13 protein-coding genes are annotated in these 21,291 nt (G+C 52.8%); 10 read left to right on the top strand and 3 right to left on the bottom strand.

Annotated features, from left to right (window positions below; genetic code table 11):
- Nucleotides 1-117: 117 nt before the first annotated feature.
- Nucleotides 118-558, bottom strand: a complete 441-nt coding sequence (locus ACMHXE_RS07305; protein ID WP_413731837.1) for a pilin — start codon at nucleotides 556-558, stop codon at nucleotides 118-120.
- Nucleotides 559-626: 68 nt separating this feature from the next.
- Here ACMHXE_RS07305 and ACMHXE_RS07300 point away from each other — a divergent pair, with 68 nt between their 5' ends.
- Nucleotides 627-1,007, top strand: a complete 381-nt coding sequence (locus tag ACMHXE_RS07300; protein WP_413731835.1) for a hypothetical protein — start codon at nucleotides 627-629, stop codon at nucleotides 1,005-1,007.
- A 558-nt stretch (nucleotides 1,008-1,565) separates the two neighbouring features.
- Here ACMHXE_RS07300 and nadC read toward each other — a convergent pair.
- Nucleotides 1,566-2,426, bottom strand: coding sequence for a carboxylating nicotinate-nucleotide diphosphorylase (nadC, locus tag ACMHXE_RS07295; RefSeq protein ID WP_101055958.1), 861 nt, complete (start codon nucleotides 2,424-2,426; stop codon nucleotides 1,566-1,568).
- 184 nt (nucleotides 2,427-2,610) lie between these two features.
- On the opposite strand from nadC, the gene ampD reads away from it, so the two are divergent.
- The 9 genes from ampD (at nucleotide 2,611) to ACMHXE_RS07250 (ending at nucleotide 20,514) form a co-directional block, all read left to right on the top strand.
- The gene (gene ampD / locus ACMHXE_RS07290; protein WP_226565745.1) at nucleotides 2,611-3,156 is read left to right on the top strand and encodes a 1,6-anhydro-N-acetylmuramyl-L-alanine amidase AmpD; all 546 of its coding nucleotides are present in this window, start codon (nucleotides 2,611-2,613) and stop codon (nucleotides 3,154-3,156) included.
- Between the two features lie 53 nt (nucleotides 3,157-3,209).
- Nucleotides 3,210-4,061 carry a beta-lactamase regulator AmpE gene (gene ampE / locus ACMHXE_RS07285; protein ID WP_101055959.1) on the top strand — a complete coding sequence of 284 codons (852 nt, stop codon included), beginning with the start codon at nucleotides 3,210-3,212 and terminating at the stop codon, nucleotides 4,059-4,061.
- Between the two features lie 261 nt (nucleotides 4,062-4,322).
- Entirely contained in the window at nucleotides 4,323-5,075 is a 753-nt protein-coding gene (pdhR, locus tag ACMHXE_RS07280) for a pyruvate dehydrogenase complex transcriptional repressor PdhR (RefSeq protein ID WP_039033589.1), read from the top strand.
- Between the two features lie 72 nt (nucleotides 5,076-5,147).
- Nucleotides 5,148-7,814, top strand: a complete 2,667-nt coding sequence (gene aceE, locus ACMHXE_RS07275; protein ID WP_101055960.1) for a pyruvate dehydrogenase (acetyl-transferring), homodimeric type — start codon at nucleotides 5,148-5,150, stop codon at nucleotides 7,812-7,814.
- Nucleotides 7,815-7,827: 13 nt separating this feature from the next.
- A complete protein-coding gene (gene aceF / locus ACMHXE_RS07270) occupies nucleotides 7,828-9,810 on the top strand; it encodes a dihydrolipoyllysine-residue acetyltransferase (protein WP_165564358.1) in 1,983 nt (660 codons plus the stop codon).
- A 157-nt stretch (nucleotides 9,811-9,967) separates the two neighbouring features.
- Entirely contained in the window at nucleotides 9,968-11,398 is a 1,431-nt protein-coding gene (lpdA, locus tag ACMHXE_RS07265; RefSeq protein ID WP_071476775.1) for a dihydrolipoyl dehydrogenase, read from the top strand.
- A gap of 171 nt (nucleotides 11,399-11,569) precedes the next feature.
- Complete coding sequence (locus ACMHXE_RS07260; protein WP_413731831.1) at nucleotides 11,570-16,012, top strand: EAL domain-containing protein; 4,443 nt, start codon at nucleotides 11,570-11,572, stop codon at nucleotides 16,010-16,012.
- 88 nt (nucleotides 16,013-16,100) lie between these two features.
- Entirely contained in the window at nucleotides 16,101-18,317 is a 2,217-nt protein-coding gene (locus tag ACMHXE_RS07255; RefSeq protein ID WP_224865817.1) for a patatin-like phospholipase family protein, read from the top strand.
- A 142-nt stretch (nucleotides 18,318-18,459) separates the two neighbouring features.
- Nucleotides 18,460-20,514: a M13 family metallopeptidase gene (locus ACMHXE_RS07250; protein WP_224865819.1), complete on the top strand. Its 2,055-nt coding sequence runs from the start codon at nucleotides 18,460-18,462 to the stop codon at nucleotides 20,512-20,514.
- A 58-nt stretch (nucleotides 20,515-20,572) separates the two neighbouring features.
- Here ACMHXE_RS07250 and hxpB read toward each other — a convergent pair whose 3' ends face one another.
- Nucleotides 20,573-21,235, bottom strand: a complete 663-nt coding sequence (hxpB, locus tag ACMHXE_RS07245) for a hexitol phosphatase HxpB (protein ID WP_413731829.1) — start codon at nucleotides 21,233-21,235, stop codon at nucleotides 20,573-20,575.
- Nucleotides 21,236-21,291: the final 56 nt, after the last annotated feature.

The raw sequence follows: 21,291 nt of genomic DNA, 5'->3' as shown, positions 1-21,291 counted from the left end.
TGTTTGTTTGGCGACTACAGAGTATCACCAACAGGCAGTTGATCTCTCCTCACCGTTTAACCATGAGTGGTGCACTTATTATCTGAATTCGGGAGAGCCCATTAGCTTTAATTTTGCTTAAGCAGCAGGAGCAGGATTACAGAATTCAGTTGATTCGTTTCCACAAGTCGCTGTCCAAATCACTTTGCTACCAACGATTGCTGGTGTAAGGGTATAAGTATCCCCGGCGACTAAGTCACTATCAGTTGCTGGTACGGCTACAATAACTCCGGCTGCGGTGCTTAATCCAACGATCCCCTCACCAGCTTCAACATCTGCAGGAATTCCTTCTGCCCCGGCATTACATACATCTAGGTCTTGCTTCATCTGAACACATATTTCTACAGCTGTTTTAACTGCAGCAGTTGCATTGGTAACCTCTGTGAATTTTGCTTTAAGCAAATAGTTTTGATACGCAGGCAGTGCGATGGCCGCCAGAATGCCTATGATCGCGACAACGATCATTAGTTCGATCAGGGTAAAGCCCTGAGCACGCTTGTTGAGTTTGATAGTTTTCATTTGCTTTCTCCGTTGTTGCCGTCTTGAGTGAATCGGTAACTTGATTCCCTGTTACTCGTATTCCTGTGATGCCTGTAAATATTCAGGCGGTTTTCCCGGCTTGCCAGCTTAGTGGGGATGACCCCAAAGCCTATCTGGATCCAGACTCAATCAGTTCAGCAAAGCTATTTAAGTTTATCGTATGTCGTTCCGGCAAACCGCACCTCAAGGAACTGAGCATTTACTCAAATCACAATTTTTACATTTGTAACTTTATTGTGCGTCATAAAATAGCAGTTTGGGTGGTTACCTTGTCGGTGAGGTTGGCCGACGCGGCCATCTCGCCTGCCCTAAAAGTTAGTATAAAGTTACTAAAAAGGGAATCTGCAATAGTGAAAAAACCACCTGAAATAGCGGAAAAAATCAAAATTGTTATCCACCACCAAGTTTTGCCGGTAACAATATTTTGACGCTTTACCCTGTTTGTGTCAGGGATGTGGCTTTGTCAAAAAAATGCTTGGCTCCCATTTAGCGGTAAATATAGTTGTTAACAGTTTGTTTTGTTTTGTTGGGCGGTTTTGGGGGCGGATTTTTGGCGGGGAATAGGTGATTTTTATAGCTGGTTTTGCCTATGTGGGTTTTCATGCACAGGTTTTGTGCATTGGCTTTATGCATGACTTTATGCATGACTTTATGCATGAGTTTTATACTGGTGCCGAGTGAGGTGCACAAACCGTGCCTGCCTGAGGAAGAATATAACCCTGGGATAGTATTATCAGACGGGCTCTTGCTCGGGCTTGGGGCTGGGCTTGGACTTGGGTCTGGACTTGAGTTTGGTCTTGGGGCGGCGGTTTTCAGTGGAGTGGCGAGAGCCTGACTCAGAATAAGGCGCAGATGCTGCAAGCTGCAATGGCAAGCGGATGAGTATTGTGCGGTTAGCGGCGGGGCTTGGCGGTTAACGCCTGCTGGGGCGGGATAGGGGCTGAAATAGGCATACCCCTGGCGTCAGGGGTATGCCTGCCAAGATCTTAGCCTTTGAGGCGCATGGAGAGATCCATGGCCCGCACATGCTTGGTCAGGGCGCCGACCGAGATAAAGTCGACACCGGTTTGGGCGAAGGCAGTTATGGTTTCCAGAGTGACATCGCCGGAAACTTCCAGTTTGGCACCCAGTCCCTTGGCCTTAAAGCCATTATTGAGCTCTACCGCCTGCAGCATCATGGTGACATCGAAGTTGTCCAACATAACAATATCAGCGCCGCCCTCCAGCGCTTGCGCCAGTTCTTCCAGGGTTTCTACTTCGACTTCCACAGGTTTGTCCGGGCGCAGTGCTCGTGCGGCCGCAATCGCCTTGGCGATACCGCCGCAGGCCATAATATGGTTTTCTTTGATCAGAAAGGCGTCGAACAAACCTATGCGGTGGTTTTTGCCGCCGCCGCAGGTGACGGCATATTTCTGCGCCGTCCGCAGGCCGGGAAGGGTCTTGCGGGTATCGAGCAAACGGCATTGAGTGCCCGCCAGTTTGTCGCAGTAAATCTTGGTCAGGCTGGCTACGCCTGAGAGGGTTTGAATAAAGTTCATCATGGTGCGCTCGCCTGTGAGCAGCAGGCGCGCCGGGCCAGAGAGTTCACACAGCAGCTGATTGGGCAGCACAAGATCGCCATCATCCACATGCCAGTGCAGGGCCACTTCGCCTCCGAGTTGGTTAAATACCTGCTCGGCCCAGGCTTTACCACAGAAAACCCCTTCTTCGCGGGTAATAAGGGTAGCTTCGGCATATTTGTCTGCCGGGATCAACAGGGCTGTGATATCGCCCTCGGAGGCCTTCTGGTGGCCAAGATCTTCGTCCAGTGCGGCTTTGACACTGACCCTGATATCATTTTCGAGCATGATACGCGTCCTTGATTGACTCGGGATTATTGAGGAAATTTATGCTGCTAGATTAGCATAATAAGGGGCGCTGCTGGTATTGTGTTGGAGGCACAATTGGCTGTGGTCGAGTCCGGGGTGATTTGAAGCGCAAGCAGCCAAGCCTTGCTTTAGTGACGCCAATAGAGAGTCGGGAGATAAATAATTGGTTCGGGAGCTATGGATTGATGGTTGGTATGGTGAAGCCGTACCCAGGCCTTCACCTCACTTTAATCACAGGCCAGATGGCGAGGTGAGCCTTTTGGTGATCCATAATATCAGTCTGCCGGCCGGCTGTTTTGGTCTGCCTTATATAGAGCAGCTGTTTTTGGGAACCTTGGATACTGAAGCCGATCCCAGCTTTGCCGAGCTTAAGGGGCTGGAAGTGTCGGCGCATTTTCTGATTCGCCGTGATGGTGAATTGCGCCAATATGTTTCGGTCGACCAGCGCGCTTGGCATGCCGGGGTATCTAACTTTGCCGGTCGTAGCGGCTGTAATGACTTTGCCGTCGGCATAGAGTTGGAGGGCACAGATGATTCCGGCTTTACCGAGGCGCAGTACCATAAACTTATTACCCTGAGCCAAAGTTTACGGTTGGCCTACCCGGATATCACCAAAGAGAGAATAGTAGGTCACAGCGATATTGCCCCTGGGCGCAAGACAGACCCGGGCCCGGGGTTTGATTGGCAAAGGTATCTGCAGGCGCTGTGATGCGTGTCGCTTTGAGATGGCCGCAGGCCTAAAGAGAGCATGGAGAAGAAGAGATGGCACTGTTTTCCCTGTTGATCGCGATTATTGTTGAACGTTTGAAACTGCTGCCGGCCCGCTGGCAGTTGGACAGTGGGCTGCGCTGGTATCAAAGGCAGATGTTTACCGACAGTCAGTTGAGCACTACAGGTGGCATGATAGTGGCGCTCTTGCTACCGGCTGTGAGTGTGGCAGTGGCTTTGTGGGTAGTGGATGGATGGTTTTGGGGCTTGCCTTCGCTGCTGCTTTGGGTGGCGCTGGCGGTAGTTTGTTTTTCCCACCAATATCAAAGGCGTTTATTTAAGCGTTATGTGCAGGCTGCTTGCCGCGGTGATGTGCAAGCCAGTTTTCATTTCGCCGGAGAGCTGGACTGCAGTGAATGCCTGGATGCGGTCAGCGAACGCGAGTTGGGCGCCAGGGTAGGCCAGAGCGTGGCCTGGCTCAACTACCGCTATTATGGCGCCGTGGCGCTGTTCTTTATTCTATTTGGTCCGGTAGGCGCGGTGTTTTATTGCAGTGTGCGTTTTTTTGATGAAAGGCGCCAACGCTTGGCTAAAGAGTGGCCTGTGGTAGATAAGCTGCTGTATTGGCTCGACTGGTTGCCGGCACGGATCATAGGTTTTGGTTATGTGCTTTGCGGTCATTTCAGCAATGCTTTTCCGTTATGGTGCCAGTTGGCGCTGAAACGGGAGGCGACGCCCAGGGAGATAGTGACCCAAGTGGCGCTGGCTGCTGAAACTCTGCCGGATGATGAAGATGTGCCTGTGTCGGTACAGTCTACCTTGGCACTGCTGGCCTTGAGTAAGCGTAACTCAACTTTACTGCTTACTATTTTGTCGCTGTTGACCATTTTTGGTCTGGTGAGTTAGTGCCGAATAAGTGTGCTTGCGGTTTTGCTGCGGCGGGGCTTGGGTTTAACCAGGCTTTGGCTTAACCAGGCTTTGCCGCAAACAGGGCCCGAAGCTGCTTGTTAATTGGTCTGACCCCAGAGGGAAAAATATAGGCTATGCTCACACATCGTGAGTTGACTTGATGCAGATCACTAACTGGACTTTAAAAGTGTGATTTGATAAAGTGCGCTCACTCGTAGAAATTGGTAAGACCAATTTACAATAGGAGCTGAGGGCCAGATGGCTTATAGCAAAATCAGTCAGCCAAAGATTTCTGACGTCATCATGAATCAGTTGGAGCAGATGATCCTGGAAGGCAGCTTGCAGCCGGGTCAGAAGTTACCTCCTGAACGCGAGTTGGCGTTGCAGTTTGAAGTCTCCCGTCCCTCATTGCGGGAAGCGATTCAAAAGCTGGAAGCAAAAGGATTATTGCTACGCCGCCAAGGCGGTGGTACCTACGTTAAAGAACAGTTGTGGCAGAGTCTTGCCGATCCCATAGTCGAACTTATGCAGGGTGATCCGGAGAGTCAATATGACTTGCTGGAGTTCCGTCATGCCACCGAAGGCATGATGGCTTATTTTGCCGCCCTGCGCGGAACTGACGCCGATATGCAGAATATCCAGCGAATGATCCAGGAAGTGGAAGACGCCGAGGGAATTGAAGCGCAAGCGGCCGCCATTGTGCATTTTTACCGGGCGGTAGCCGAGGCATCACACAATGTTGCCATGCTGCACCTGGTGCTGAGTTTAACTCCTGTGCTGCATCAGAATGTGGCGCAAAACCTGGAGCTTCTGAGTCGTCGTGAAGAAGCTTCATCCATGGCGAATAAACATAGGCGGGCTTTGCTGGCCGCTATTATTCGCCGCGATCCCGAAGCCGCGCGTGAAGCGTCCAATGACCACTTGAGTTATATCGAGGAAGTCATGTTGTCGGTACGGGAAGAAGATAGCCGGTTGCAGCGTAGCTTGCGCCGTTTGAAGAGCGGCGTGTAGCCCAGGGTCGGCCCAGTGCCCACCTTAGGACGTCGTAATCACTATTAATACAATGTATAGAAGGACAGTGTCATGTCTGAAAATATGCTACAAGACTTGGATCCGTTAGAGACACAGGAATGGGTAGAATCCCTGCAGGCCGTATTGGAGCAGGAAGGTCCCGAACGTGCTCATTACCTGTTGGAAAAGCTGATCGATAAGGCTCGCCGTAACGGTACTCACCTGCCTTACACTGCCACTACTGCTTACCTGAATACCATTCCTGCCGGGCAAGAACCTCATATGCCGGGCAATCAGGAGATGGAACGTCGCATTCGCGCCATTGTGCGTTGGAACGCGTTGGCTATGGTACTGCGTGGTTCCAAGAAAGATCTGGAGCTTGGTGGTCATATTTCCAGTTTCTCATCCAGTGCCACTATCTATGATGTGTGCTTTAACCACTTCTTCCGTGCTCCCAACGAGAAAGACGGCGGCGACCTGGTTTACTTCCAGGGTCACATCGCCCCCGGCATCTATGCCCGTTCTTTCCTCGAAGGTCGTCTGAGCGAAGAACAGCTGGCCAACTTCCGTCAGGAAGTGGATGGCAAAGGCCTGTCCTCCTATCCGCATCCCAAGCTGATGCCTGATTACTGGCAGTTCCCTACGGTTTCCATGGGTCTGGGCCCTATCCAGGCGATTTATCAGGCGCGCTTCCTTAAGTACCTGACTGACCGTGGTATCAAGGATTGCTCCGAGCAAACCGTGTATTGCTTCCTGGGCGACGGCGAGTGTGACGAGCCGGAAGCGCTGGGTGCCATCGGTCTGGCCGCTCGTGAAGAGCTGGATAACCTGGTGTTTATCGTTAACTGTAACCTGCAGCGTCTCGACGGCCCTGTACGCGGTAACGGCAAGATCATCCAGGAGCTGGAAGGTGAATTCCGCGGCGCCGGTTGGGAAGTGGTCAAGGTTATCTGGGGCCGTTACTGGGATCCATTGTTGGCCAGTGACACCAGCGGCAAGTTGCTGCAACTGATGAACGAAACCGTTGACGGTGAATATCAGAACTGTAAAGCCAAAGGCGGTGCCTGGACCCGTGAACACTTCTTCGGTAAGTATCCTGAAACCGCCGAGATGGTAGCCAACATGTCTGATGATGACATCTGGCGCCTGAACCGTGGTGGCCACGACCCGGTGAAGATTTACGCCGCGCTCGATAGAGCCAAGAAGACCAAGGGTCGCCCAACTGTTATTCTGGCCAAGACAGTGAAAGGTTATGGTCTGGGTGATGCCGGTGAAGGCAAGAACATTGCCCATAACGTCAAGAAGATGGACATTGAAGCCATTCGTCACTTCCGTGACCGCTTCAACATCCCAATCCCTGATGACAAGCTGGATGAAATCCCCTTCTACCATCCGGGACCGGATTCCGAAGAGGTTAAATACCTCAAGGAACGCCGTGAGGCCCTGATGGGTTATCTGCCTGCCCGTCGGCAGAAATTCAGCGAAGAACTGCAAGTGCCTTCACTGAAGATTTTTGATGCGGTTCTCAAAGGCTCCAACGGCCGTGAGATCTCTTCTACCATGGCCTTTGTGCGGGTATTGACTGCCTTGCTGAAAGACAAGGGCATAGGTAAGAAGATAGTACCTATCATCCCGGATGAGGCCCGTACCTTTGGTATGGAAGGTCTGTTCCGTCAAGTGGGTATCTATGCTCACGAAGGCCAGAAATATGTGCCTCAGGATGCGGATCAGGTTGCTTACTATCGTGAGGACAAGTCCGGCCAGGTGCTGCAGGAAGGGATTAACGAGCTGGGCGCCATGTCCTCTTGGGTGTCGGCTGCGACCAGCTACTCGGTCAATGATACGCCGATGATCCCTTTCTATATCTATTACTCCATGTTCGGCTTCCAGCGGATCGGCGATCTGGCTTGGGCCGCCGGCGACATGCGCGCCCGTGGCTTCCTGGTCGGTGGTACTTCCGGCCGGACTACGCTGAACGGCGAAGGCTTGCAGCACCAGGATGGTCACAGCCATATTCTGGCCAACACCATTCCTAACTGCATCAGCTATGACCCAACCTATGGTTATGAAATTGCCGTTATTGTTCAGGATGGTATTCGCCGCATGTATGGCGAAGATCAGGAAGATATCTTCTACTACCTGACCACAATGAACGAGAACTATGTTCAACCTGAAATGCCACAAGGCGTGGAAGAGGGCATAGTCAAGGGTATCTACAAGTTGGAAAGCGTTGCCGGTTCCGGCAAAGGCAAAGTCCAGCTGATGGGTTGCGGTACTATTCTCGAGCAAGTACGCAAGGCGGCGCAGGCGCTGGCGAAAGACTTCGGTATCAGCACAGATGTGTTCAGCGTTACCAGCTTCAACGAGCTGGCGCGTGATGGCCAGGCAGTTGAGCGCTGGAACATGCTGCACCCAACAGAAACCGCCAAGGTGCCTTATGTGAGCACAGTGCTGGCCAAAGATGCGCCTGCGATTGTGGCGACCGATTACATGAAGATCTACGGCGAGCAGCTGCGCGCTTACGTGCCTTGTGACTACAAGGTGCTGGGTACCGACGGTTTCGGCCGCTCTGACAGCCGTGCCAACCTGCGTCACCACTTCGAAGTGGATGCCAAGTTCATCGTGGTTGCTGCGCTCAAGTCGCTGGTGGACCGCAACGAGCTGCCGGTAGATGTTCTGGCCAAGACCATTGCCGAATACGGCATCGACGCCGACAAGATCGACCCACAGCACGCGTAAGAGGGGAAGCAGAATGGCTGATATGAAACAAGTACTGGTTCCCGATATTGGCGGGGACGAGGTACAGGTTATTGAGATCTGTGCCAATGTGGGTGACAGCCTGGCGGCTGAAGACTCCATTATTACCGTTGAAAGCGACAAGGCGACCATGGATATTCCTGCGCCATTCGCCGGTGTGCTCAAAGAATTGAAAGTGGCCGTTGGCGACAGCGTGTCTGAAGGCACCTTGATCGCCTTGATGGCCGCCGAAGGCGCAGAAGCGGCTCCTGTTGCAGAAGCGCCCAAGGCAGAAGCTGCACCTGCTCCGGCAGCGGCTCCCGCGCCAGCTGCAGAACAGGCGGCGCCGGCCGCACCTGCAGACGGTGGCAGCCAGGTCATCGAAGTGACAGTGCCGGATATCGGTGATGCCGCAGATGTCGATGTTATTGAGGTGCTGGTGAGCGAAGGTGAGGCTATCGAAGCCGATGCCGGGTTGATCACGCTGGAAACCGATAAGGCAACCATGGATGTACCTTCGCCTCAGGCGGGTACAGTCAAGTCACTGAAAGTGAAGGTTGGCGATAAGGTTTCCCAGGGCTCTTTGGTGTTGCTGCTGGAAGTTGGCGCCTCTGCCGAAGCGCCACAAGCGCCAGCGGCTCAAGCAGCCGCACAGCCGGTGGCCGCTCAGGCAGCCGCGCCTGCCACAGTTGAAGTGAAAGAGATTGCGGTTCCCGATATCGGTGATGCTGCCGATGTGGACGTTATCGAAGTGCTGGTGGCGGTAGGTGATGAGATCAGTGCCGATCAAGGGCTGATCACGCTGGAAACCGACAAGGCGACCATGGAAGTACCGGCGCCCTTCGGTGGCAAGCTGGTTTCTCTGACCGTCAAAGTGGGTGACAAGGTGTCTCAGGGTAGCGTGATTGCCACGGTTGAGACCCAAGGCGCTGCTCCCGCAGCAGTTGCTGCACCGGCAGAAGCCCCAGCTCAGGCGGCCCCGGCCCCCGCACCGGCTCCAGTGGCCGCGCCTGCAGCGCAGAGCCGCCCACCTGTGCCGCATCATCCGAGCGCCGGTGCCCAGCCTAACACAGGTGCGGTACACGCTTCTCCGGCGGTGCGTCGCCTGGCCCGTGAGTTCGGTGTGGACCTGACTCAGGTGAAAGGTACGGGTCGCAAGGGCCGTATCCTCAAAGAGGATGTGCAGGCCTATGTGAAATATGAACTGTCACGGCCCAAGGCCACGGCGGCGACTTCTGTCGGCGGCGGCAGTGGTCTGCAGGTTATCGATGCGCCTAAGGTAGATTTCAGCAAGTTCGGTGAAGTGGAACAAGTACCACTGACCCGGATCCAGAAGATCTCCGGCCCTAACCTGCACCGCAACTGGGTGACTATTCCCCATGTGACTCAGTTCGATGAGGCTGATATCACAGAGATGGAAGCTTTCCGTAAGCAGCAGAATGAATTGGCTGCCAAGCAGAAGCTGAATGTGAAGATCACTCCGCTGGTGTTCATGATGAAGGCGGTTGCCAAGACGCTGCAGCAGTTCCCGGTATTCAACTCCAGCCTGAGCCCGGACGGTGAATCGCTGATCCGCAAGAAGTACTTCCACATAGGGGTGGCGGTTGATACGCCAAACGGTTTGGTTGTGCCAGTGGTGCGTGATGTGGACAAGAAAGGGATTATCGAGCTCAGCCGTGAGCTGACCGAAATTTCGATCAAGGCCCGCGACGGCAAGCTCAAGGCAGCCGACATGCAAGGCAGCTGCTTCACTATCTCAAGCCTGGGTGGTATCGGCGGTACCGCGTTTACGCCTATCGTCAACTATCCGGATGTGGCAATTCTCGGGGTGTCCAAGTCTGAGATCAAGCCGAAGTGGAACGGTAAAGAGTTTGAGCCAAAGCTGATGTTACCACTGTCACTGTCTTATGATCACCGGGTGATCGACGGGGCGATGGCGGCACGCTTCAGTGTCACTCTGTCAGGGATCTTGTCCGATATTCGTACAATGATCCTCTAACACAACAGGCTGCCCCTCGGGGCGGCCTTTTGTTTATTGTGATCAGTGTCAAACACGGGTTAAAATGCGCCCACCTTACGAGACAAGCACTTTCGAGCTGGCGCATCGCAGGTTGGGCTGGCTGTCCCCAACGGAATGAAAGAAATCAGAGGAAAAAATGAGTAACGAAATCAAAACTCAGGTAGTGGTATTAGGTGCTGGCCCTGCTGGCTATTCTGCGGCTTTTCGCGCGGCAGATTTAGGCCTGGAGACAGTGATTGTTGAGCGTTTCAGCACTCTGGGTGGCGTATGCCTGAATGTGGGTTGTATTCCTTCCAAAGCCCTGTTGCATGTAGCCAAAGTGATTGAAGAGGCCAAGGCGGTATCGGATCACGGTGTTGTGTTTGGCGAGCCAAAAATAGATCTCGACAAGCTGCGTGGCTTTAAAGAGAAAGTGATCGGCCAACTGACCAATGGTCTTGGCGGTATGTCCAAGATGCGTAAAGTTAAGGTGGTTAACGGTTTCGGTAAGTTCACTGGCCCCAACAGCCTCGAAGTGAAAGGTGCCGACGGTGAAACCACAGTGGTTAACTTTGACAACGCCATCATAGCTGCCGGCTCTCGCCCAATTCAGCTGCCTTTCATTCCTCATGAAGATCCACGTATCTGGGACTCTACCGATGCACTGGAACTGAAAGAGATCCCTGGCAAGATGCTGGTGATGGGCGGCGGTATCATAGGTCTGGAAATGGGTACTGTTTACTCGTCTCTGGGCAGTGAAATCGACGTGGTTGAAATGTTCGACCAGGTGATCCCTGCGGCGGATAAAGACGTGGTTAAGGTCTTTACCAAGCAGATCAAGAAGAAATTCAACCTGATGCTGGAAACCAAGGTGACAGCGGTTGAAGCCAAAGAAGACGGCATTTATGTGTCTATGGAAGGTAAGTCGGCACCTGCCGAGCCAGTGCGTTACGACGCAGTGCTGGTGGCCATTGGCCGTACTCCCAATGGCAAGTTGATTGATGCCGACAAGGCCGGGGTTAAGATTGACGAGCGTGGCTTTATCAATGTCGACAAGCAACTGCGTACCAATGTGGCCAACATCTTCGCCGTGGGTGATATAGTTGGTCAGCCAATGCTGGCTCACAAAGGTGTACATGAAGGCCACGTGGCCGCCGAAGTGATTGCCGGTATGAAGCACTTCTTCGATCCTAAAGTTATCCCATCCATCGCTTACACAGATCCTGAAGTGGCTTGGGTTGGTCTGACCGAGAAAGAAGCCAAAGAGCAGGGCATAGCATACGAAACCGCGACCTTCCCATGGGCAGCCAGCGGCCGTGCTATCGCTTCCGATGCCAGCGAAGGTATGACCAAGCTGATTTTCGACAAAGAGACTCACAGAGTGATCGGTGGCGCTATTGTGGGTGTCAACGGCGGTGAGTTGCTGGGTGAAATCGGCCTGGCCATCGAGATGGGTTGTGATGCCGAAGATCTGGCGCTGACCATTCACGCTCACCCGACTCTGCACGAGTCTGTAGGGCTGGCGGCCGAGATCTACGAAGGTTCAATCACAGATCTGCCTAACCCAAAGGCAAAAAAGAAAAAGTAATCTGCTGATTGGGGACTTGTTCCCTGGCAGGGTTGAAGTCGGGTCCAGTTAGCTGGGCCCGATTTTTTTATATCAAGTGCAATCCTTGTAAACGAACTGTTGTTTACAAGATGAAATTCGGTGGTCTAGCTGGTACATTCAAGACTGGTCACCAAGGTCATTCATCAACCGATGATAAGAAAACTAATAACAGCAGGTATTGCTATACTGCTCAGCCTTTTTTTCGGGGCTGCATCGGCAGATGCCGACGAGTTGGTTAAAAGGGTATTTTCTTCCAGGGATGGTTTGATCAACACCAGTATTCTCGACATCAGTATGGATGAGCGGGGATTTATCTGGCTCTCTACCGAACAGGGACTGTATCGCCTCAGCAACGCCAATATCCGCCGTTTGGATCGCGATGGTCTGGAATCGCGGATGGCCGATGAGTATCTACCCCTGGTCAAGTCTCTCGGGCAACAACAGATGCTGGTCAGTACTCTGTCGCACGCCTATCTCTACCATATAGCCGATAACCGTTTCCGTCAGTTTGGCAGCGATGAGCTGTTTCCGGATTATCAGGGTGGCGGTTTAATGAAGAGCTTGCAATCGACCGCTGGCGGCTGGCTGCTGTTAACGGAAAAAGGTCAGATTTGGCGCCTGAGTCAGGACCTGCAACAGCTTAGTAAGTTGTTTGATTTACCTTTCGACAGCGATTTGCTTTGGGATCAGCTGTTACAGCTTGAGAGTGGTGCCTTACTAATAGGGAACGCTTATGGCTTGGAGCTGAGATCGCACAATGGCGATGTATTGCAGCGTTTACCCTGGCAGGATAACTATGGACGTCTCAATGCCTTGTTTCTGGATAGCCAACAGCGGATCTGGGTGGCCGCCAGCAAAGGATTCTATCGGGTGGATCTGGCTGCCAACAGCATAGAGGCCGTGGCCGAAATCCCTTTTTTTACCAGTGAAATCACCGAAGATCTCAAGGGAAACCTGTGGATTGCCAGCAAGCAGGGATTGTTAAACTGGTCTCCGGATAGCCGCAAATTAAAACAGTATAAAGAACAGTTGAAGCTCAAGGCCGGTATCGAATATATCAATGCCCTGCAGGTGGACAGCAATGGCCTGATCTGGGTTGGTGGCACGGGGCATTCGCTGGCAGTGGTAGCCGATTCACCGGAATTTATTCTGGATAGTTTCAGCGCTTCTGAACCTTACAAGCTCAGTGATTCCATGGTTTGGGCCATACTGGCCGACGGTGAGATGCTGTGGCTGGGAACCGACTCAGGGTTGTTGGCCGTCAATCGAAATACCCAACAGAGCCAAACTACGCTTCCCAAAGGGATGGAGGTCAATGACAGCATCTACAAGATAGATAATTTGGACCAGAATCACCTGTTGTTATCGACCACCAATGGCTTATTTGTGATGAACAAGCAGACCTTGGAAGGGCAACCCTTGGGGGATTGGAACGGCAGCGGGCAGTCTCTGAGTCACAAGACGGTGATCACGGCTTTGAATGAGGGCAACCTTTGGTGGTTTGCGACCAGCAGCGGTTTGTATGAGTGGGATCAAACTCAAGGCAAGATAGCGCAAAAGACTTTGCCGGATACTGAATCCAGTGGCAATAATCCTGCGATTTACGGTGTCTATCGCGATAGTCGGCAGCGCTTGTGGATAGGTGGCAATAAGTCGTTCGGTTACCTGGAAAAGGGCGGTGGCTTCCGCTCGTTGGCGTCGGTATTTGATGACTTGCCGCATATGCCGACGGTGAGCCAATGGTTGGAATTGAGTCCGGATCGTTTTTGGCTGGCCACCCGGCAGGGAGGCTTGATCGAGCTGGACTTGCAGACCATGAATATTCGCCGTTTGACGCAAGAATGGCAATTGGACTGCAACACAGTATTTTTTTTGCAGGATACCGGCGACTACCGAGTTGTGGGATGCAGTTATGTGTTGATCCGTCAGGAAAAGAGTAGCGGTGAAATCAAGGTATTCAATAATGATGACGGTTTGTTGGGGGAGGAACTCAACGAAGGGGCATACTTCTATCAGCCGCAGCAGGGCCTCTATGTAGGTACGCCGGATGGGGTGATACTGCTGGACGTTGCCGGCATGGTTAATCGTATTCCAAAGCACGGCGCCATTGTTGAGTCGATTGCGGTTTATTATGACAATAAAACAGAGCTGAGTTTGGTACCGACTCCTGAACAACTCATTGCTCCCGGAGCCAGAATGCTCAGTTTTCAACTGAGCAGCATGGACTACCTGGATGATGCGCCCATTAGCCTCAAATACCGTTTGCGGCATCCAGGGGAAGATGAGTTGAATTATCTACTGCTGGAAAATCAGTCACAAATCAATCTTTCCGGATTAATTCCCGGCCCTTATCAATTGGAAGTGATCAGTCAAAACAACGGTATCTGGCAGTCGGAACCCTTCCGTTTCCCCTTTACCGTTGACCAGTTCTGGTGGCAGAGCCTTTGGTTCAAGGGATTGTTGTTACTGTTGTCGATGGCAGCCCTGCTCAGTGTTGTGATCTTTCGGCAGCGTCAAGTACAACGTTTTATGACTATGAACCTGGCGCTGCGCCAAAGCGATGACAGGTTGAGGCAATCACTCAGGGGCAGTGAATCGGATCTCTGGGAATGGCGCCGTGATACCGGCCAGTTTCATCTGGATAATCGCGGTGGCGTGCTGGGCAGCGGTGAAGACTTTATTCTTATCGGGATAGATAAGTTGCCGGTGCATCCAGATGATAGGACTGCCGCTTTGGACGAATGGCGCAGGATGTTGGAAGGTGAGAGTGACAGGTTTGAGTCTGAATACCGTTATATGCGTCAGGATGGCAGTTGGGGCTGGCTCAGGGTGCGCGGTAGGCCGGTCAGTCACGATCCGGTTTCCGGCAAGGTGCTCAAGGCAGCCGGGATTTATTCCGACATCACCATCAAGCGGCAACTGGAAGAGGAGGTAGAGCTGCTGGCGCAGGCATTTGAAAACACCTCTGAAGGGGTGTTTATTTTGGACGCCGATGAGGTCATCAAGGTCGCCAACAGAGCGGCAGAGTCGATAGTAGGTCAGGATAGGCAGAGCCTGCAGGGACGGCACTTCGGCGAGTTGGTGGTCAGTGAAAACTTCCATAAAGATAAGGTTGCCATTTTACTGCAAGGGGTGGAATCCTGGACCGGCGAGCTGGAAATTGTTGGTGTGGCCGGGTCGCGCTGTCCTGTGTGGCTCAATATTTCCCTGATGCAGGATCGCAAGGAGCGGGTGCAACACTATGTGGTGGTGTTTTCCGATATCACTGAGCGCAAACGCACCGAGGCGGATCTGCGCCGCCTGGCGAACTATGACGTGCTGACCGGTTTGCCGAACAGGTCGCTGTTTGCCAACCGTTTGCAACAGGCAATCGAAGGGGCCAAAGATCAGCAACATAAGCTGGCCTTGCTGTTTTTGGATCTGGACAGGTTCAAGCATGTTAACGACTCCTACGGCCACAGCATGGGAGATGCGCTGCTGATAGAGGCCGCCAATAGGCTGCAGTCAGTGATGGGGCCGGAGCAGGTGTTGTGCAGGTTTGGCGGTGATGAGTTTGTGATCCTGGTACAGGATGCCGAGATAGATAAGCTCAATCGCCTCTGTGAGCGTCTGTTGGCGCAGATAGCTCAGCCGTTTGAACTCTATGGACGGGAGTTTTTTATTTCCACCAGTATCGGCATCAGTATCTGGCCCGACGATGCCAGACAACCTGAGATGTTGATCAAGAACGCCGATCAAGCCATGTATCACGCCAAGGAAGAGGGCAGAGGGAATTTCCAATACTATTCCAGTGAGCGTAATGCAGAGGCTTTGTACCATCTACGTTTGGAAGCCGATTTACGCCACGCCATAGAGCAGGGCGAGTTTGAGCTCTATTACCAGGGTCAGTTTGATGTAAAAGAGCAGCAAAAGCTTATCGGTATGGAAGCCTTGTTGCGCTGGCATCATCCAAGCGAAGGTTTTGTACGGCCGGATATTTTCATCAAGGTGGCCGAATCCTGTGGTTTGATTATTACTATCGACCGTTGGGTGCTGCGCCAAGCTTGTGAGGATGGTGCCCGTTGGAGCCAGAGTGCGGCGGAGCCGTTCAAGTTGTCGGTAAATGTCAGCGCAGTGCATTTCCGTCACCCGGAATTTATCAGTGGCGTGCTCGATATCCTCGAAGAAACCGGAATGCCGGCCGAATATCTGGCGCTGGAGATCACCGAAGGGGTGTTGATGAAAGAGCTGCAGATTGCCCGCCAGCACTTGAGACAGCTGAGGGCCCACGGCATAGAGGTGGCGATTGATGACTTTGGCACCGGCTACTCATCGCTGGCTTATTTGCGCCACTTTGAAGTGAATACCCTGAAAATTGATCGCTCCTTCCTCAAAGATATTGCCGGCAACAGTGCCGATCAGGCGATTGTCAGCAGTATTGTCGAGCTGGCCCGTAACCTCAAACTCAAGGTGGTGGCCGAAGGGGTGGAAACCCGGGAACAGCTGCAACAGGTCACTCACAGAGGCTGTCATATCATTCAGGGTTACTACTTTGCCAAGCCCGTACCTGCTGGTGAACTGGCATCCTGGTTTTACGAAACGTGCGATTTATGATCTTTGTTTATACCCTATTGGAACTTTCTCTTTACTGTAAATTCTTTGTTAGAATATACCGACTCTAATTCTGGAACTCTTGCTAGGTATGAAACCCTCTCTGCGCTTACTGGTTTTGATTGGCACTTTGTTGAGTGTGGCTGCGGTGGCGGCCGAACGTCCTAAGGTAGGCCTGGTACTCAGTGGCGGGGGCGCCAAGGGCGCGGCACATGTTGGGGTGCTTAAGATGCTCGAGGCAAACAATATTCCAGTCGATTATGTTGCTGGTACCAGCATAGGCGCCTATGTCGGCGGCCTTTATGCGCTTGGCTACAGCGCCACAGAAATTGAAACCATTATGATGAATGAGGATTGGTCCAAGGGTTACTCGGACACTATTCCGCGCCAGGCCATGAGTTATCGTGATAAACAGCAAAGAGACCAATACAATATTCCGCTCAATCTGGGGATCCGTGATGGTGAAGTACAGTCGCCCAGTGGCGTACTCCTTGGGCAAACCATGTCGCAACTGTATCGCAACACCACAGATCTGGTGCGGGAGTTCAATAGTTTCAACGAGCTGTCCATTCCCTATCGGGCGGTGGCGACAGATTTGGAAACCAGTCTGCCGGTAGTGATCAGCAGTGGCAGCCTGGTGCAGGCGATGCAGGCTTCGGCCACAGTGCCGGGAGCGCTGCAACCAGCTGAAATCGATGGTAAGTTGCTGGTGGATGGTGGTATTGCCAACAATATGCCGGTGGATGTGGTCAAGGCTATGGGGGCCGATGTGATTATCGCCGTCGATATAGGTTCGCCTTTGGTGAAAAGGGATCAGCTTAACGGCACCTTAGCGGTATTGGATCAGCTGTCTACCATGCTGACCAACGCCAGCACAGAGCGGCAAAAGGTCTTGTTGACCAAGGACGATATCCTGATCCGCCCGGCTATCGACAACCTCAGCACCACAGATTTCGCCGATATGCCCAAGGCATTGGAAGCCGGGGTGACAGCTGCCGTACGGTACACCGACAGATTGAGCCAGTTAGCCGTGTCTCCTGAGGAATATCATGCTTATGTCCGGCAAAAACGCGAAGCCAGTCGTGATTGGCTGGATAACTTGGAGCGCCCGGTTACCCGGATAGTTTTTGATAATCAGTCCAAGGTCAGTGACTCTCTGCTGGGTGATACTTTGGGTATCGAATTGGGTGACAGAGTTACCAAACAGCAACTGGACGAGAGTATTGCGCGGTTATACTCACTGAACAAGTTTGAACGGGTCAGTGCCGAGTTTCAGGATACTGATGAGGGCCGGGTGTTAACCGTAACTACCAAGGCTAAGTCCTGGGGGCCTAACTATTTCCAGTTTGGCTTGAATTGGGAGGACGATTTCTCACTGGATTCGGCAGTAACCCTGGATGGTGCCGTGACCATGACGGACTTGACCGAAAACGGTGGTGAATGGCGCAACGAGCTCAAGATGGGCTTCGAGAAGCTGCTCGGTACCGAATTTTACCAGCCTCTGGACAAAGATCAGCAGTTCTATGCCCGCGCCCGATATCAATACGAGATCAAAGGTTGGGATGTGTTTGATGCCAACAAGCTTTACTTTGAGCTGGATCGCAAGAGTCACAGAGTCGACCTGGGTTTGGGGTACAACTATGTCAAACAGGGCCGGATTGAGCTGGGGCTGACGGGTGAGTCGGGAGTGGTCTCCAATGATGCCTTCTTCGATGATCTCAAGTTCAACACCTATGGCGCCTATTTGAAGCTCGGCTACGATACCCTGGACAGCATCAGTTTCCCCACCTCAGGTAACCGTTTTACTCTGAATATCTATTTGCGTAATGAAGAGTATGAAGACGGCGAGTTCAAGACGGATCCGGAACGTTCGCTCCAGATAGAAGCCGACTGGAAAGGGGTAGTCAGTGTTGGCAGCCACTCTTTTGTGGGTAAGGCATCCTATGCAAACGTGGATAAAGACGGCAACTTTACTCTCTATGTATCCGACCTCGGCGGTTTCCTTAATCTCTCCGGCTACCACAAGAATTCTATTGCCGGCGCCCAAAAGGTGTTCGGTGCCTTCATTTATCAGTACGATCTCGGTCGTGATGCGCTGGGGATGAAGGACTTTCCGCTTTACTTGGGAGCCAGTTTGGAAGCGGGTAACGTTTGGGGTCTTGATGAGCATGTGATGTTCAACGATCTCATCTATTCCAGCAGTTTGTATCTGGGGACAGAGACTCAGCTGGGCCCTGCCGCGATCGGCTTTGGTTTCAGTGATAACGGTGAAAAGGCGGTTTACCTGTTTCTCGGCAAAAACTTCTAAGTCTTATTGTTGACCAGGTCAGTGGTGTTCATAGTTATTTACAAAAATCCACTACAGACTGGTCACAGGGAGTGCTAAGGTTTGAAGCTGGTATCTTTGTAGCAATATAACTATCTGAACAATCACAAATTCGGGAAAGAAAATGAGCAAAATAACCACCCTGGCACTGGGCATCGCCCTCAGCCTTGGTCTGGCTTCCTGTGCCAGCCAGCAAGCGCCGCAGTCGCAAGCAGAAGTGAAAAAGGCCTCCGGTATTGAGCTGGAGAACTTTGACCACCAGGTTCGTCATCAGGACGATTTCTACTACAGCGTCAACGGTAAGTGGTTGGCTACTACGCCTATTCCGGCCGACAAATCCAACTATGGTGCTTTCTCTGTGCTCTATGAAGAAAGCCAGGCTGCCCTGAAACAGATTATCGAAGAAGCCGCCGCCAAGCCTAATAAAGCTGAAGGTTCGGTGGAGCAGAAGATAGGCGATTTCTATGCCGCCTATATGGATAGCACTCTTGCTGACCAACTGGGGATTGCGCCGCTCAAGGGACAACTGGCCGATATCGCCAAAACCGCCAGCCATGCCGATGTTGCCGCGCTGATGGGCAAACTGTTGACCGATGGCTCCGGCATTCCCTTTGGTTTTTACGTTAATAACGATGCCAAGAATTCCAGCCAATACGGGGTTTACCTGTACCAGAGCGGCCTGACACTGCCGGATCGTGATTACTACCTCAAGGATGATCCCAAGTTTGTCGCCAATCGCGAAGCGATGCGTGAATATGTTCGCAACCTGATGAGTGCCGCCGGTTACCCGCACGCCGATGCCGCTGCAGCCAATGTCGCCAACATTGAACTCTTTATCGCCCAGAGCCAGTGGAGCCGGGTCGAGTCCCGTGATGCCAACAAGGCTTACAATAAGATGAGCCTGAAAGAGTTGCAGCAGCTGATGGGCGGCTTCGACTTTGACGGTTTCGCCAAGGCGGCCGGTCTAAGCGGCAAGACTCAGGACGTGATAGTGCGTCAACCTTCCTACTTTGAGAAGTTGGGCGCCGAGTTCGGCAAGTTCCCTGTTTCAGCCTGGCAAGACTACCTGGCATTCCATCTGGTGGACTCCTACGCCGGTTTGCTGAGCCAGCAGTTTGTCGATTTGCACTTTGATTTCCACAGCAAAACCTTGATGGGTATTCAGGAGCAAAAACCGCGCTGGAAGCGGGCCGTCGATGGCGCCGACCAAGTGATTGGTGAGCTGGTGGGTAAAGAATATGTAGCCCGTCACTTCCAGCCGGAAGCCAAGGCGCGGATGGAGTCGATGATCAAAAACTTGATCAAGGGCTTTGAAGTCAGCATCAATGAGCTGGAGTGGATGACACCCGAGACCAAGAAAGCGGCTCAGGAAAAACTGTCCAAGTTTACTTACAAGATAGGTTATCCGGACAAGTGGAAGGACTACAGCAATCTGGAGATCAAGGCCGACGATTTGGTGGGGAACTATCAGCGTTATGCCCGTTTCGAGTATCAGGACATGCTGGCTAAGCTGGGCAAGCCAATCGATCGCACTGAGTGGCACATGACACCGCAAACGGTGAACGCCTACTACAACCCTGTGATGAACGAAATCGTGTTCCCGGCCGCCATTCTGCAGCCGCCTTTCTTCAACATGGAAGCCGATGACGCGGTGAACTATGGTGGCATAGGCGCGGTGATCGGCCACGAGATCAGCCATGGTTTCGATGATCAGGGCGCCAAGTATGACGGCGACGGTAACCTGCGCAACTGGTGGACAGACAAAGACCGCGAAGAGTTCCAGAAGCGCGGTGCGCAGCTGTCTGCCCAGTACAGCCAGTTTGAAGCTCTGCCTGGCAAGTTCGTCAACGGTGACTTGACTCTGGGCGAGAACATAGGCGATCTGGGTGGCTTGACCGTTGCCCTGCGCTCTTATCACCTGAGCCTCAACGGTAAAGAAGCGCCGGTAATGGACGGCCTGACCGGCGATCAGCGTTTCTTCGTCGGTTGGTCACAGGTGTGGCGCCGCAACTACCGTGATGAGGAGCTGGGACGTCGTCTGCTGACTGACCCCCATTCACCCAGCCACTACCGCGCCATGGGTACTCCCCGCAACGTGGAAGGTTTCTACAAAGCCTTCGACCTCAAGCCGACTGACAAGATGTATCTGTCGGAAGAGGACAGAGTGAAGATCTGGTAAGGCGGATTATCCAGAAAACAGAGCCAGGCAGATGCCTGGCTCTGTTGTATCTGGTGGTTTATAGGGTATCAAGCAGTGCCGACAAGGCTTCCAGGCTATCACCTTGATAATGCGCCGCAGCCCAGCGGGGATCCTGGCGCTGCTCGGCTGCCGGGACTATCAAGGTCTGCATATTGGCGGCGCGAGCGGCTATCAGGCCGTTGAAAGAGTCTTCCACCGCCAGGCAGCGGCTCGGCGCCAGCGCCAGTTTGGCGGCGCAGGAGAGATAAACCTCAGGGTGGGGTTTACCGAGGGGAAAATCCTGAGCCGATTGTATCGCATCGAAGGCTTCTGTTATGGCGAGTTTGCCAAGCACGGCATCGATAATATCCCAGGAGGAAGAGGTGGCCAGACCCACTTTCAGACCTCGGCTGCGGCAGGCGCTGAGGGCATCGACAACACCGCGCATGGGTTTGCCATCGCGGCGGATATAGGCGATTACCGCCGCTATGATTTGATCGGCGATATATTGAGGATCTACTTTGACCTTTGGAAAGCGCTGTAACCAGAAGTCCACCACTTGATCGATTCGCAGGCCGGTGGTGAGCGCAATGGCCTCGCGGCTGACGCTCATTCCAAGCGAGTGTAAAACCTGAAACTCGGCTTGCTGCCAGACGGGCTCTGAGTCAATTAATATCCCATCCATATCAAAAATAACGGCCTGTATTGCGGGTGCTTGCATGGAAAAGTCTCAAAAACGGCGCGGATTTGGACGCAGGATAACGAAAATCGGCCTCG

Source organism: Shewanella sp. BJSY2023SW007, assembly GCF_047314525.1.
GTDB classification, from domain to species: Bacteria; Pseudomonadota; Gammaproteobacteria; order Enterobacterales; family Shewanellaceae; genus Shewanella; species Shewanella chilikensis.
The sequence above is the reverse complement of the archived record's forward strand: the minus strand, read 5'-3'. Positions and strand labels throughout refer to the sequence as shown.